Source organism: Streptomyces sp. NPDC056600 (genome assembly GCF_042792855.1).
Classification (GTDB): domain Bacteria; phylum Actinomycetota; class Actinomycetes; order Streptomycetales; family Streptomycetaceae; genus Streptomyces.
Window position 1 is genome coordinate 24,745 of record NZ_JBHTVQ010000063.1, and the last position, 13,307, is coordinate 38,051.

General features: G+C 73.4%; 11 protein-coding genes and 1 pseudogene. 6 read left to right on the forward strand and 6 right to left on the reverse strand.

Annotated features, from left to right (window positions below):
- Positions 1 to 80: 80 nt before the first annotated feature.
- Positions 81 to 1,109 carry an LLM class flavin-dependent oxidoreductase gene (locus tag ACFRAV_RS25825; protein ID WP_382558646.1) on the forward strand — a complete coding sequence of 343 codons (1,029 nt, stop codon included), beginning with the start codon at positions 81 to 83 and terminating at the stop codon, positions 1,107 to 1,109.
- Positions 1,110 to 1,215: 106 nt separating this feature from the next.
- Here ACFRAV_RS25825 and ACFRAV_RS25830 read toward each other — a convergent pair whose 3' ends face one another.
- A complete protein-coding gene (locus tag ACFRAV_RS25830; RefSeq protein ID WP_351111792.1) occupies positions 1,216 to 1,605 on the reverse strand; it encodes an SCO5389 family protein in 390 nt (129 codons plus the stop codon).
- A gap of 255 nt (positions 1,606 to 1,860) precedes the next feature.
- Between ACFRAV_RS25830 and nucS the strand changes: the two genes are divergently transcribed.
- Positions 1,861 to 2,532 carry an endonuclease NucS gene (nucS, locus tag ACFRAV_RS25835; protein ID WP_382558637.1) on the forward strand — a complete coding sequence of 224 codons (672 nt, stop codon included), beginning with the start codon at positions 1,861 to 1,863 and terminating at the stop codon, positions 2,530 to 2,532.
- Between the two features lie 189 nt (positions 2,533 to 2,721).
- Here the strand turns inward: nucS and ACFRAV_RS25840 are convergent, their stop codons facing one another.
- From ACFRAV_RS25840 to ACFRAV_RS25850, 3 genes are all read right to left on the reverse strand, one after another.
- Positions 2,722 to 5,232, reverse strand: a complete 2,511-nt coding sequence (locus tag ACFRAV_RS25840; protein ID WP_382558638.1) for an ATP-binding protein — start codon at positions 5,230 to 5,232, stop codon at positions 2,722 to 2,724.
- Positions 5,233 to 5,618: 386 nt separating this feature from the next.
- The gene (locus ACFRAV_RS25845) at positions 5,619 to 5,942 is read right to left on the reverse strand and encodes an STAS domain-containing protein (RefSeq protein WP_351111788.1); all 324 of its coding nucleotides are present in this window, start codon (positions 5,940 to 5,942) and stop codon (positions 5,619 to 5,621) included.
- Between the two features lie 180 nt (positions 5,943 to 6,122).
- Positions 6,123 to 6,971 carry a 3-hydroxyacyl-CoA dehydrogenase family protein gene (locus ACFRAV_RS25850; RefSeq protein ID WP_382558639.1) on the reverse strand — a complete coding sequence of 283 codons (849 nt, stop codon included), beginning with the start codon at positions 6,969 to 6,971 and terminating at the stop codon, positions 6,123 to 6,125.
- 144 nt (positions 6,972 to 7,115) lie between these two features.
- On the opposite strand from ACFRAV_RS25850, the gene ACFRAV_RS25855 reads away from it, so the two are divergent.
- Entirely contained in the window at positions 7,116 to 7,688 is a 573-nt protein-coding gene (locus ACFRAV_RS25855) for a cob(I)yrinic acid a,c-diamide adenosyltransferase (RefSeq protein ID WP_351111784.1), read from the forward strand.
- Positions 7,689 to 7,802: 114 nt separating this feature from the next.
- Here ACFRAV_RS25855 and ACFRAV_RS25860 read toward each other — a convergent pair.
- A pseudogene (locus tag ACFRAV_RS25860) lies at positions 7,803 to 8,363 on the reverse strand (hypothetical protein); the annotation flags it as partial.
- Positions 8,364 to 8,526: 163 nt separating this feature from the next.
- Between ACFRAV_RS25860 and ACFRAV_RS25865 the strand changes: the two are divergent.
- The 3 genes from ACFRAV_RS25865 to ACFRAV_RS25875 all read left to right on the forward strand — a co-directional run bounded on the left by ACFRAV_RS25865 (position 8,527) and on the right by ACFRAV_RS25875 (position 12,366).
- Positions 8,527 to 9,702, forward strand: a complete 1,176-nt coding sequence (locus tag ACFRAV_RS25865) for a sensor histidine kinase (protein WP_382558640.1) — start codon at positions 8,527 to 8,529, stop codon at positions 9,700 to 9,702.
- A 4-nt stretch (positions 9,703 to 9,706) separates the two neighbouring features.
- Positions 9,707 to 10,363: a response regulator gene (locus ACFRAV_RS25870; RefSeq protein ID WP_382558641.1), complete on the forward strand. Its 657-nt coding sequence runs from the start codon at positions 9,707 to 9,709 to the stop codon at positions 10,361 to 10,363.
- A gap of 173 nt (positions 10,364 to 10,536) precedes the next feature.
- Positions 10,537 to 12,366, forward strand: coding sequence for a glycosyl hydrolase family 18 protein (locus ACFRAV_RS25875; protein ID WP_382558642.1), 1,830 nt, complete (start codon positions 10,537 to 10,539; stop codon positions 12,364 to 12,366).
- Positions 12,367 to 12,728: 362 nt separating this feature from the next.
- On the opposite strand, the gene ACFRAV_RS25880 is transcribed toward ACFRAV_RS25875, so the two are convergent.
- The gene (locus ACFRAV_RS25880; protein ID WP_382558643.1) at positions 12,729 to 13,184 is read right to left on the reverse strand and encodes a DUF2550 domain-containing protein; all 456 of its coding nucleotides are present in this window, start codon (positions 13,182 to 13,184) and stop codon (positions 12,729 to 12,731) included.
- Positions 13,185 to 13,307 lie beyond the last annotated feature (123 nt).

Here is a 13,307-nt window from a genome sequence, read left to right on the forward strand (position 1 = left end):
GCCGTGACCTCGGCACGTGTCAGGCGGTTATGCCGCGTGGGGGAGCTCCGACTCGGGAGCCAGGAAAGCAGGAAGTGTCCATGCACGTCGGAAGTTTTGTCGTCGCCGCCCAGTTCCCGGGCCAGGGTCACGCCGAGGCGCTGCACCGCGCGGTCCGTTCCGCGGAGGTCGCCGAGGAGGCGGGGCTGGCCCAGGTGTGGCTGGCGGAGCACCATTTCGTGCCGTACGGGGTCTGCCCCTCGGCCGTGACGCTGGCCGCGGCCCTGCTCGGCCGCACCCGGCGGCTGCGGGTCGGCACGGCGGTGAGCGTGCTGCCCACGGTGCACCCGGTCGCCCTCGCCGAGCAGGCCGCGATGCTGCACATCACCTCCGGCGGGCGCTTCTCGCTGGGCGTGGGCCGGGGCGGCCCCTGGGTGGACCTGGAGGTCTTCGGCGCGGGCCTGGAGGCGTACGAGCAGGGGTTCCCCGACTCCCTCGACCTGATGCTGCGCTCCCTGCGCGAGCCCACGGTCTCGGGGGACTCCGGGCGTTTCCGCTTCCGCGAGGTACCGGTGGTGCCCCGGGCGTCCGAGGCGCTGGAGGGCGGCGCCGCCCCCGAGGTGGTGGTGGCGTGCACCTCTCCGGCGACGGTGCGGATGGCCGGCGGGCGTGGCCTGCCGATGCTGCTGGGGATGCACGTCGGGGACGAGGAGAAGGCCGCGATGGTGCGCGCCTGGCAGGAGCACGCGCGGGCGGCGGGACGGCCGGAGGAGGAGATCCGCTCCGCGGGCCACGTCTCGGCCGGCGTCTGCCAGATCGCCGACCGGCCGGAGGACGCCCGGGAGACGTTGCTCAAGTCCATGCCGGGTTGGCTGAAACAGGGCCTTGCCGCCCACGTGACGGTGGACGGCCGGGTGCGCGCGATGCGCGATCCGTACGCGTACACCGAGATGCTGTGCGGGCTGCACCCGGTGGGAACGCCCCGGTGGTGCGCCGACCGGCTCGCCGCCACCGCGGAGGTCACCGGGATCCGGCGCTTCGCGCTGCTCACGGAGGGATCTGGTGATCTCGCGGCCACCGAGGAGAACCTGCGGCGGCTCGGCGGCGAGGTGCTGCCGCGGTTGGTGTGAGAGGCCGGCCGCCGGCGTCCCGGCCGGCGAGTTGGGGAGGGCCGGTCCGGCGCCCCGGCGAGGGAGTGTCCGTCCTCGCCGGGGCTCCGGGCCGTGCCGCGCGAGGTCAGCAGTCCCGCAGGTCGGGGGACTGGTTGAGCAGCTGGGCGCGCGTGGAGGTGAAGCGGGCCAGCCGCTCGTCGCTCCCGTCCAGCGGGAACACCGCGACGCGGTGGCAGTTCTGGAACGCGAGGCGCACACCGAAGTGGCGCTGCAGGGCCCCCCGGATGGCGTCGCTGGCGAGCGCGCGCAGGAGCTGGCCCCGTGCCTGCTCGTCCGGCGGCGGCGTCTGGTTGTCGGCGAACGGTCCGCCGTCCACCTTGAGCTGGGCCACCAGGGAGCTGACCATCTCCCACGCGTAGGGCAGGGAGGTCCGGACGCAGTCGACGAAAGCCGCTTCGTCGACCTCGCCTCGCTCGGCCTGTTCGAGCAGGGCCGGTGAGACGTCGAGCGACATGAGTACTCCTCTCGCACCCCCTCGGCGAAGGGGGTTGCCGGACGGGAAGGGACGTCGCGGACCGCGGACACGCTCCGTACCCGCGTCACGACCGCCCGTTCACTACGGTAGGCACGCGAACGCGCCGCGCACCAGGAGACGGCGTAGTTGACCGGATATGAATCGTCGCGCTCCGCACACAATCAGCCAGAACCGAACATGGCCCTTCGAGGGCGAATCGCGTGGACCGCCATGGGTCGAGTAGCGTTGCCGACCATGCGTCTTGTCATCGCCCGCTGCTCCGTCGACTACGCGGGGCGCCTCACCGCTCATCTGCCGTCCGCTCCCCGCCTGATCCTGGTCAAGGCGGACGGAAGCGTCTCGATCCACGCGGACGACCGCGCCTACAAGCCGCTGAACTGGATGTCGCCGCCGTGCACCCTCAAGGAGGGCACGGGCGACGAGGCCGGCGTCTGGACGGTGATCAACAAGGGCGGTGAGAAGCTGATCATCACGATGGAGGAGATCCTCCACGACTCCTCGCACGAACTGGGCGTGGACCCGGGCCTGATCAAGGACGGCGTGGAGGCGCACCTCCAGGAGCTGCTCGCCGACCGCATCGACACCCTGGGCGAGGGGTACACGCTGATCCGCCGCGAGTACATGACGGCGATCGGCCCGGTCGACATCCTCTGCCGGGACGCCGAGGGACGGACGGTGGCCGTGGAGATCAAGCGGCGCGGGGAGATCGACGGCGTCGAGCAGCTGACGCGCTATCTGGAGCTGCTGAACCGCGACCCGTTGCTCGCGCCGGTGCGGGGCGTGTTCGCCGCGCAGGAGATCAAGCCGCAGGCCCGGGTGCTGGCGACGGACCGGGGCATCGCCTGCCAGGTCCTCGACTACGACGGTCTGCGCGGCATCGAGGACGACAAGCTCCGCCTGTTCTGAGCGGCGCGGGCACCCGCGGCCGCGGCCGCGCCGCGGCGCCGCGGGGACACGCGCCCCGCGCACGCACCGCCGACCCGCCCCGCGTACGCCACCGCCCCCACGGATCGTCTCCGTGGGGGCGGTTCGCGTCGTGGGGCCCGGCCCGTGCGGCCGGCGGTCAGGCGGTCACCCGGTCGGGCGGTCAGGCGGTCAGGCGATCGGCGGGGTCTCCGACGCGTCGACCGCAGGGGCGCTCGTCAAGGACGGTGCGGACCCGCTGCCGGTGGTCTCGCTTCCGCCGTCGGCGCCGTCCGTGGTGCTGCCCTCGGTCGTGGCGCCGTCGGTGGTTCCCTCGGAGGCGCTGCCGTCGGTCGTGCCGTCGGTGGTCCCTTCGTCGGTCCCACCCGTCGGGCTGCCGGACGGGCTCCCCGAGGGACTGCCCGAGGTCGTGCCCCCGCCCGAACCGCCGGTGGTGCCGGACGGCGGCTTGGTGGTGGGCTTCTTCGTCGGCTTGGAGCTGCTGCTGCGGCTCGGCTCCCCGTCCGGCTCCTTCTCGTCCTCGTCGGCCGTCGCGCCGGGGCCCGCGGTCGGGGTCGCCGGGTCGTCGGGGGTGCCGGGCACGCCGTCGGGGCCGGGGTCGGTGGGGCGGCTGGTGGCGTCGCCCGTGTCGCCGCTGTCGCTGGTGCCGGCGGCCTCGTCGGCGTCGAGTTCGTCGCCGTAGCCCTGACTGGCGGACGGGTTGGGGCCGGTGCCCTCGGTCGGCGTGTCCTGGTCCCCGCCGGTCGCGCCCAGCGTCACCACGGTGCCCAGCACGGCGACCAGCAGCGCGCCGGCGCCGGCCGCGACGAGGTTCTTGCGCGCGCCGCCCACCAGGCCGCGTCCCCTGCCCGCGGGCTCGGGGCGGCGGGTGACGGGGGCGTCGCCGACGAACACGGTCGACCCCTGGCGCGCGGCGCCGGCCTCGTCCTTGGGGGCCGCGTCCTGCGGGGCGTCCCCCGGGCCGGGGCCGAACGCCTCGAACGCCGCGAGGGCGGCCAGTGCGGCGCTGCTCTGCGCGGTGGCCGAGGCCGGTGCGCCCGCGGGACCGCCGGCGACGGGGTCCACGCCGGGCAGGTCGCCGGTGCGGTCGGCGACCAGCGTCAGGGCGCGGCGCCCGGCGAGCTGTCCCCGCTTGTCGGAGGCGGCGGTCCGCAGCGCGACGGCCGCCTCCAGTGCGGTGCGCGCCCGGTCGTAGCGGCCCTGACAGAGCGCCAGCACGCCCAGTTCGTGATGGAAGTAGCCCTGGTCGGCGGCCTCGCCGGCCAGCCGGGCCGCCTCGGAGCCGGTGCGCAGGGTGTGCTCCCAGGCCGTCCAGGCGAGCCCGGCGGCGAAGGCGGGGGCGGCGTTGCGGGACAGTCGCAGCACCAGTTCGTCGGCGGAGGGCGGGAGCGCCGTCAGCGCCGCGAGCACCGCGTCGGCCTCGGCGCGGACCCGGTCCGCGGTGACCGACTGGTGTCCGGTCCACCAGGCGTAGTGCTCGGCGGCGGTGCGGATCCGCTCCTCGGCGCCGTCCCGGTATCCGGCGGCCTCCAGCTGGGCCAGCACCCCGGCGGCGAGCCGGTGGCGGCCGCCCGCGGGTGAGACCAGGGCGCAGCCGAGGAGTTCACCGAGCGCGGCGTCGGCGTGGGTGTCGCCCACCAGGGCGGGCCAGTGCGCGGAGTGCGGGAGTTCGCCGCCGAGCGCCACCGCGAACCGCAGCGCGTCGCGCGCGGAGGGGGACAGCCGGGAGGCGAGCAGCGGGGCGGGCGCGGCGCCCTCGGCCAGCGAGGGCAGCGGGGCGGCCTCCTCGCGGGTGTCGAAGGGGAGCTCCGTGTCGGGGACGACCACGGCGTCCTCGAAGACGCCCACCTCGTCGACCGCGTCGGTGGCGGCGCGCAGCCGGTCCCGCTGTCGCAGCAGCGCTCCGGCCTGGACGAACCGCAGCGGCAGGCCCTCCGACTCGAACCAGAGGTCGCCCGCCCAGGTCGTCTCCTCGTCGGTGAGGGTGCGGCCGGCGGCGTGGCCGAGCAGCTGGAGTCCGGCGAAGCGGGTGAGGCCGGTCAGGGTGACCGTCTCCATCAGCGCCTCGGCGGGGGGTTCGGGGACCTCGGGGGTCGCCGATATCAGGAAGGCGCACTCGGGGGTGGCGTCCAGGAGCCGGGCGAGGTCGGCGCCGCCGAAGGCGATGTCGTCGACGACGACCACGGCGCCCACCTCGCCGAGCAGCTCGCGCAGTTCGTCCTCGGCGGGGCGGCGGCGCGGGGCGTCGTAGGCGGCGTGGAAGAGGTCGTCGAGGAGCTCGTCGGCGTCGCGGCCGAGTCCGCTGAGGCGGATCACGCCGTCGGGGGCGAGGTCGGCGCAGTCGTCGGCGACGACGTCGAGGAACCGGCTGCGGCCGGAGCCGGACAGGCCGACCAGGCGGGCGGAGCGGCCGCGGGCGAGCAGCCGCACGACCTCCTCGCGCTCCTCCTGCCGCTCGAGCAGCGGCAGCGCCGGCAGGCCGGAGGCCGCGGCGGCGCCCATGTCGGCGACGGCCGCGGCGGCGCGGGCCGCGGCCCGCTCGGCCTCGGCGCGCTGCTCGGCGGTGATCTTGGAGGGGCGCCCCGGCGTCCGCTCGGGCGGGCAGAGCTCGATCTCGCTGCCGTCGACGGGGTTGACGGTCAGCAGCAGGTCGTCGGCGAAGATCTCGGTGGTGCGACGCACCGCGGGCGCGTGCTGGCCGAAGTCGGGCGTCAGCGCGTCGCGGGGCGGACGCGGGCGCGACGGACGGCCGCTCCCTCCGTGGCCGCGCTCCTCAGGCCGTCGGCTGTTCGGGTCCATGGTCCAAAGCCCCCAAAGCGTCGTGTGCCGAGCCCTCCCGGCCGTGCCGCACACCGCGCGCTCGCTTCCGGTCCGGGCCGCCGTAGGGAAAGTCTGATGTCGGGTCGGCGGGCGACCGAACCTTAAACCTCGGCCAGTATCTCCGAACAGCCGGGGTGCGGCCCCGTCCGCGACGTCACAGTCTGATGTGGATTCGCGGCGGGCGACAGACCGCCGCGCCACGGATGGGGCCCGGGGGCGGTCCGGCGGTGCGAGGGGCTGCCGGGCCGTCAGACCCGCGGCAGGCTGTCGGCGGCGAGGCCGCCCTCGATGGCGAGGATGCGGTGCAGCCGGGTGGCCACCAGCAGCCGCTGCATCTGCGGCGGCACGCCGCGCAGCACCAGACGGCGTCCGGCCCGGCCGGCCCGCCGGTGCACGCCCATGATCACGCCCAGTCCGGTGGCGTCCCAGGAGTGGAGCTCCGTGAGGTCCAGGACCAGGTCGCCGACGCCGTCGTCGACGGCGGAGTGCAGGACCGTACGGGCGTCCGCCGCGCTGCGGACGTCGAGGCGGCCCCCGACGACCAGCTCGGCGTGGTCGCCCCTGATGAACATAAGCGCTCCCCGGGAATGCGTCTTGTATCACCGTGTGCGTACGGTGATGCCACTTCTGACGCCTTGTTGGGGACAGAAGTTGCCGTCTGTAAGCGAACCGATACCGAAATCACCCTCGCGAGTGAAGCTGAGGGTGATCTCGGTACCGGTGTACGGGCCGGGCCCGTGATCGTCACGCGATCAGTGCTTGTAGAAGCCCTGCCCGCTCTTGCGGCCGATGTCACCGGCGTCCACCATTCGGCGCATCAGCTCCGGCGGGGCGAACTTCTCGTCCTGCGACTCGGTGTAGATGTTGCTGGTGGCGTGCAGCAGGATGTCGACGCCGGTGAGGTCGGCGGTGGCCAGCGGGCCCATCGCGTGACCGAAGCCCAGCTTGCAGGCGATGTCGATGTCCTCGGCGCTGGCGACGCCCGACTCGTAGAGCTTGGCGGCCTCGACGACCAGCGCCGAGATCAGCCGGGTGGTGACGAAGCCCGCCACGTCGCGGTTGACCACGATGCAGGTCTTGCCCACCGACTCGGCGAACTCCCGCGTGCGGGCGAGGGTCTCGTCGCTGGTCTTGTAGCCGCGGACCAGCTCGCACAGCTGCATCATCGGCACCGGCGAGAAGAAGTGCGCGCCCACCACCCGCTCGGGGCGCTCCGTCACCGCGGCGATCTTGGTGATCGGGATGGCGGAGGTGTTGGAGGCGAGCACCGCGTCCTCGCGGACGATCTTGTCCAGCGCCCGGAAGATCTCGTGCTTGATCTCGATCTTCTCGAAGACCGCCTCGACCACGATGTCCGCGTCGGCGACGGCGTCCAGGTCGGTGGTGGGCGTGATCCGGGCCAGCGCGGCCTCGGCGTCGGCGGCGTCGAGCTTGCCCTTGCTCACGAACTTGTCGTACGAGGCCTTGATGCCCCCGAGGCCCCGCTCCAGCGCCTGGTCGGTGACATCGCGCAGGACGACGTCCCAACCCGCCTGCGCGGAGACCTGGGCAATGCCGGAACCCATGAGGCCGGCCCCGATGACGGCGAGCTTTCCTGCCACTGCCACTCCCTGTTCTCGTGTCTTCGGGTCGGACATTAGCGCCCGGCGGGACACTCGTGACCGCTAAGTAACGCGCGTCACGTCTCATTTGACGGACGTCACACCCACGGCCTCCCCGGGCCCGGCGTTGCCTAGGCTGTGCGCATGGTCAATCTGACGCGCATCTACACCCGTACCGGGGACAAGGGCACCACCAACCTCGGCGACATGAGCCGGGTCCCGAAGACGGACCTCCGCATCTCCGCCTACGCCGACGCCAACGAGGCCAACGCGGTCATCGGCACCGCCATCGCCCTGGGCGGCCTGGAGGAGGACGTCGTCGCGGTCCTCACCCGCGTCCAGAACGACCTGTTCGACGTGGGCGCCGACCTGTCGACGCCGGTCGTGGAGAACCCGGAGTACCCGCCGCTGCGGGTCGAGCAGTTCTACGTGGACCGGCTGGAGGAGGACTGCGACCGCTTCAACGACCGCCTGGAGAAACTCCGTTCGTTCATCCTCCCGGGCGGGACCGCGGGCGCGGCGCTGCTCCACCAGGCGTGCACGGTGGTGCGCCGGGCCGAGCGGCAGACCTGGGCGGCGATGGAGGAGCACGGGGAGACGATGAACCCCCTGACCGCGACGTACCTCAACCGGCTGTCAGACCTGCTGTTCATCCTTGCGCGGGTCGCCAACCTCTCCACCGGCGACGTGCTGTGGGTCCCGGGCGGGGAACGCTGACGCCTCCCGGCCGGGGGTCCGGGGGTTGCCCCCGGAAGACACAGCATCCTTGCGCGGGTCGCCAACCTCTCCACCGGCGACGTGCTGTGGGTCCCGAGCGGGGAACGCTGACGCCCGCGGGGTGGCGTCCCCCGGCTGCCCGCCCTTGTCCCGCTTGGGGAGGAGCAGGTAGCTGAGGGCGATCACCCCGTGCACGAGCACGATCCTCAGCGCCGTGCCCTGGAAGGCCCGCAGGGAGGACGTGTCGCCGTCGTCGCCGAGGTGGAGGATGCCGCCCTGCAGCAGGGCGGCCGCCACGGCGGCGGCGAGCACCGTGCGCAGCCACAGGCGCCCCTCGTGGAGGGCGCGGGGCATGCCGTACCGCGGGGGCTTCGGCGGACGCGGGGCGCCGGCCAGGCGGTGCGCGGCGTGGCCGTCGAGCCAGGTGATGGTGTAGTGCCCGTAGGCGACGGTGAAGCCGATGTAGAGCGCCGCCAGTCCGTGCTCCCAGCTCGGTTCGGCGCCGCCCCGCAGGTCGATCACGGTCACCACGAACAGCACCACCTCCAGTACCGGTTCGCACAGCAGCAGGACGGTGCTCGCCCTCCGCCGGCGCAGCAGGTACCGCACGGCCAGTCCCGCGGCGAGCAGCACCCAGAAGCCGACCTCGCAGGCGATGATCAGGGCCAGGATCACGTCGGGTCCCTCCTCTTCCCTCCCCTCCACCCTCTCCCCCGCCCCGCGCGGGCGCGTCGACCGCGGCGACGAGATCGCCCTGCATCCTTCGATGGAGGTCCGCCCCCGGGCGGGTGCGCGCCGGTCCGATGTGCCGGGCGGCCGGAGTGTGTTGGATGGGGTCATGACCCTCGACGGCTCCCCGCCGGGCCCGCGCCCCTTCGACGTGGCCACGGCCCTTGGCGGCCTGGCCCTGGGTCTGCTGCTGTGGGCGGTGGGCCTGGACATGTATCCGGCGCGGGACGTGCCCGGCTGGTGGGTGCTGGTCCCGCTGGCGGTGATGTCGGCGCTGGAGGTGCTGCGCCGCGTGCGCCCGTGGGCGGCCCTGTCCGCCGGCACGGTGGCCCTGGTGGCCGATCAGTTCACCACCGGCAGCCTGGCGACCCTGCTCCTGTTCACCGACCTGATCTACGCGGCGGCCGTCTACGGCAGCGCCCGGCCGGCCCGCCGCCTGCCGCAGGTCACCGGCGCCCTGACCCTGGCGGCGATCGCCTGGGGCGTGTTCACCTGGCAGGACGCCTACTCGCTGATGCTCGGTCTGGGGGTGGGCCTGGTGGCCTTCGGCCCGGCCGCCACCGGGGCGCTGGTGCGCCACCACCGGGACGCGGCGCGGGCCGCCCGGCGGGAGGCCGAGCAGACCGCGCGGCTGGCGGAGCTGGACCGCGCCCAGGCCGTGACCGCCGAACGCACCCGGATGGCACGGGAGTTGCACGACGTGATCGCCGGACACCTGTCCGCCGTGGCGGTGCACTCGACGGCGGCGCTGTCGCTGGACGACGCGGACACCTCCCGCGAGGCGCTGGGCGTGATCCGGGAGAACAGCGTGGCCGCGCTGACCGAGATGCGCCGCATGATCGGCCTGCTGCGGGCCGGGGGCGAGGACCTGGAGCCGTCCGCCGTCCCCACCCTGGAGGGCGTCGGGCCGCTGGCCGAGGGGGTCCGGGCGGCGGGCTTCCCGGTGACGGTGACGCCCGCCCCTGAAGCGGGGTGGGACCTGCCGTCACCGGTGGAGCTGGCCGCCTACCGGATCGTGCAGGAGTCGCTGACCAACGTCCTCAAGCACGCCGCGCCCGGCCCGGTGACGGTCGCCGTGGAGCGGGCCGGCGGCGCCCTGCGGGTCGTGGTCACCAGCGCCCTCACCGCGCCGGGCGGGCAGCCGTCCAGGGCTCCGGGTGCGGGGGCCGGGCTGACCGGCATGGGGGAGCGGGCGCTGCTGGTGGGCGGGACGTTCGAGGCGGGGCCCCAGGCGGGCGGATGGGTGGTGCGGGCGGTTCTGCCGGTGCCGGACGGGGAAGGGTGAGGTCGTGATCAGGGTGGTGGTCGCCGAGGACCAGTCGGCCGTGCGGGCCGGTCTGGTGCTGATCCTGCGCAGCGCGCCGGACATCGAGGTGGTCGGCGAGGCGGCGGACGGGGAGCGGGCGGTGGAGCTGGCCCGCGAGCTGCGGCCGGACGTGGTGCTGACCGACGTGCGGATGCCGCTGCTCGACGGCGTGGGCGTCACCCGGCGGATCACCGCGGAGCAGTTGGCCGACGTGCTGGTGCTGACCACCTTCGACCTCGACGAATACGTCTTCGGAACCCTGCGCGCGGGCGCGGCCGGCTTCCTGTTGAAGAGCGCGGAGGCGGCCGAACTGCTGGATGCGGTGCGGACGGTGGCGCGCGGCGAGGGACTGATCGCCCCGGCCGTCACCCGGCGGCTGATCGCGGCCTTCGCCGCCGGGACACAGGACCGCCCGCCGCGCGCGACGGGTCCCGCGGCGGACGCCGTGAAGTCCCTGACACCCCGTGAGCGGGAGGTGCTCCGCTGCCTCGGCGAGGGGTTGTCCAATGCCGAGATCGCCACCCGTCTGGAGATGGCAGAGGCTACGGTGAAGTCGCACGTCAGCCGCCTGCTCGCCAAGCTCGAGCTGCGCAGCCGGCTCCAAGCGGCGGTGCTGGCGCAGGAGTTGGGACTGCGCTGAGGTCAGGAGGCCCAGGTCGGGGGCCTGGGTTTACTCAAGAAACCTGCATTGGTCCAGACCTATTGACCGGTGGTCCAGACCTTTCTACTCTGACCGCACCGCTCGGCGTCATGGCCTCGTCAAGTGGCTCGGAGCCGTAGCACTCCCCTCACCCTCACCCCGAGGAGGCGCAGATGCGCTTCAGACAGCGCGTGACGGCGGCAGTCGCCACGCTCGTCCTTCCCCTCGCCGGACTGGTCGGGCTGGCCACGCCGGCCCAGGCGGCCACCTCCGTCACCGCCACCTACGCCAAGACGCAGGACTGGGGCACCGGCTTCGAAGGCAAGTGGACGGTCAAGAACACCGGCACCACCGCTCTCTCCTCCTGGACCGTCGAGTGGGACTTCCCCACCGGCACCAAGGTGACCTCCGCCTGGGACGCCACCGTCACCAGCTCCGGCAACCACTGGACCGCCAAGAACCTGGGCTGGAACGGCTCCCTCGCCGCGGGCGCCTCCATCTCCTTCGGCTTCAACGGCTCCGGCACCGGCTCCCCGACCGCCTGTACGGTCAACGGCGGCTCCTGCGACGGCGGGCCCTCCGTGCCCGGCGACAGCGCCCCGTCCGCCCCGGGCAAGCCGACCGCCTCGGACATCACCAACACCTCGGTCAAGCTGGCGTGGACCGCGGCCACCGACGACAAGGGCATCAAGAACTACGACGTCCTGCGCGGCGGCGTGAAGGTGGCCACGGTCACCGGCACCTCGTACACCGACTCCGGCCTGACCGCCGGCACGGACTACTCCTACGCCGTCCTGGCGCGGGACACCGCCGACCAGACCGGTCCGGTCAGCGGCTCCGTCGCGGTCCGCACCACCGGCGGCTCCACCACGCCCACCGACCCGCCGCCCGGCGACAAGGTCAAGCTCGGCTACTTCACCGAGTGGGGCATCTACGGCCGCAACTACCACGTCAAGAACCTGGTGACCTCCGGCTCCGCCTCGAAGATCACGCACATCAACTACTCGTTCGGCAACGTGAAGAACGGGCAGTGCGTCCTCGACGACGCCTTCGCCGCCACCGACAAGGCCTACACCGCGGACCAGTCGGTCGACGGCGTCGCCGACACCTGGGACCAGCCGCTGCGCGGCAACTTCAACCAGCTGCGCAAGCTGAAGGCGAAGTACCCGCACATCAAGGTCCTGTACTCCTTCGGCGGCTGGACCTACTCCGGCGGCTTCGGCCAGGCCGCGCAGAACGCCGCGGCGTTCGCCAAGTCCTGCAAGGCCGTGGTGGAGGACCCGCGCTGGGCCGACGTCTTCGACGGCATCGACATCGACTGGGAGTACCCGAACGCCTGCGGCCTGACCTGCGACACCTCCGGTGCGGCCGCGTTCAAGAACCTGGTCTCGGCACTGCGCACCGAGTTCGGCTCGAACTACCTGGTCACCGCGGCGATCACCGCCGACGGCTCCAGCGGCGGCAAGATCGACGCGGCCGACTACGGCGGCGCCGCGCAGTACCTCAACTGGTACAACGTGATGACGTACGACTACTTCGGCGCCTGGGCCAACACCGGTCCGACCGCCCCGCACTCGCCGCTCACCTCGTACTCCGGCATCCCGACCGCGGGCTTCAACTCCGCCGACGCGATCGCGAAGCTGAAGTCGAAGGGCGTGCCGTCCGCGAAGCTGCTGCTCGGCATCGGCTTCTACGGCCGCGGCTGGACCGGCGTCACCCAGTCCGCCCCCGGCGGCACGGCGACCGGTGCGGCGCCCGGCACGTACGAGGCGGGCATCGAGGACTACAAGGTCCTCAAGAACTCCTGCCCGGCCACCGGCACGATCGCCGGCACGGCCTACGCCCACTGCGGCACGCAGTGGTGGTCCTACGACACCCCGGCGACCATCGCGGGCAAGATGTCCTGGGCCAAGTCCCAGGGTCTGGGCGGCGCGTTCTTCTGGGAGTTCAGCGGTGACACCGCCAACGGCGAGCTGGTGAACGCCATCTCCAGCAACCTGTAGTACCACGTAGCACCAGACAGCACCACGAAGCGGGGGCGGCCCACCGGCCGCCCCCGCTTCCGCGTTCCCGCCACCGCGCCGCCTGGCTCAACGCGGGACACGCCTGGCCGTTGCCTGCGGCGGCGTCCCAGACCCCTGCGGGCGGCCTGCCCCCACCCCCTGCGGGCGGCTGGGCCGCCCAGGGGGCGGCACGGGCGGGCGCAGGGCGGCGCCTCCGCGGCGAGCGGTTCGCACCACCTGGGCCAAGCCGACGGTACTGCCCACGCGGCCCGCGCGACCGACCGCACAGCGGGCAGCGCGGGCAAAGCAGAGCGGGGGCCGCCCCCAGGCGGCCCCCGCTCAACGCTCACGTCACGTCACGCCTACGCGACGTTCACCCGTTGTCCCGGAGGTGCCGCCTCCAGCCACGCCAGGAACCCCGTCAACGCGTCGTCCGTCATCGCCAGCTCAAGCCGCGTGCCCCGGTGGACGCAGACCAGCACCACCGCGTTCAGCAGCAGCGCCAGCTCCTCCTCGCCCTCCGGCAGCCGCCGGCCGACCACCTCGATGGCGGACCGCTCCAGCATCCGGCGCGGACGCGGCGAGTACGAGAAGACCCGGTACCAGGCGATGCTGTCGCCGCTGTACCGGGCCACCCCGTACGCCCAGCCCTTGCCGTCGCCGTCGCCGCCCTCGGCCGGCGCGGGCGCCTCCCAGCGCAGGCTGCAGTCGAAGGTGCCCCCCGACCGCTGGATCAGCCGGCGCCGCATCCCGAAGGCGAACAGACCGACCCCCGCGAGCACCACCAGCGTCCCGATCACAGTCAGAGCGAGGATCATCGGCACCGACCTCCTCGTCTCCTAGAACTGGGAACCTGTCAACTGGCAAAGATGAAAACCGGTAACGCGGGAACCGTCTCCGGATTCACCTCAGCCGCGGCCGGTTCCGGAGTGTTCCGGAAC

Excerpts from the sequence above, each read along its gene's own strand:
- ACFRAV_RS25865 (WP_382558640.1), top strand. The coding sequence starts at position 8,527 with ATGACCCTCGACGGCTCCCCGCCGGGCCCGCGCCCCTTCGACGTGGCC.
- ACFRAV_RS25845 (WP_351111788.1), bottom strand. The coding sequence starts at position 5,942 with ATGTTCATCAGGGGCGACCACGCCGAGCTGGTCGTCGGGGGCCGCCTC.
- ACFRAV_RS25830 (WP_351111792.1), bottom strand. The coding sequence starts at position 1,605 with ATGTCGCTCGACGTCTCACCGGCCCTGCTCGAACAGGCCGAGCGAGGC.
- ACFRAV_RS25825 (WP_382558646.1), top strand. The coding sequence starts at position 81 with ATGCACGTCGGAAGTTTTGTCGTCGCCGCCCAGTTCCCGGGCCAGGGT.
- ACFRAV_RS25855 (WP_351111784.1), top strand. The coding sequence starts at position 7,116 with ATGGTCAATCTGACGCGCATCTACACCCGTACCGGGGACAAGGGCACC.
- ACFRAV_RS25875 (WP_382558642.1), top strand. The coding sequence starts at position 10,537 with ATGCGCTTCAGACAGCGCGTGACGGCGGCAGTCGCCACGCTCGTCCTT.
- nucS (WP_382558637.1), top strand. The coding sequence starts at position 1,861 with ATGCGTCTTGTCATCGCCCGCTGCTCCGTCGACTACGCGGGGCGCCTC.
- ACFRAV_RS25880 (WP_382558643.1), bottom strand. The coding sequence starts at position 13,184 with ATGATCCTCGCTCTGACTGTGATCGGGACGCTGGTGGTGCTCGCGGGG.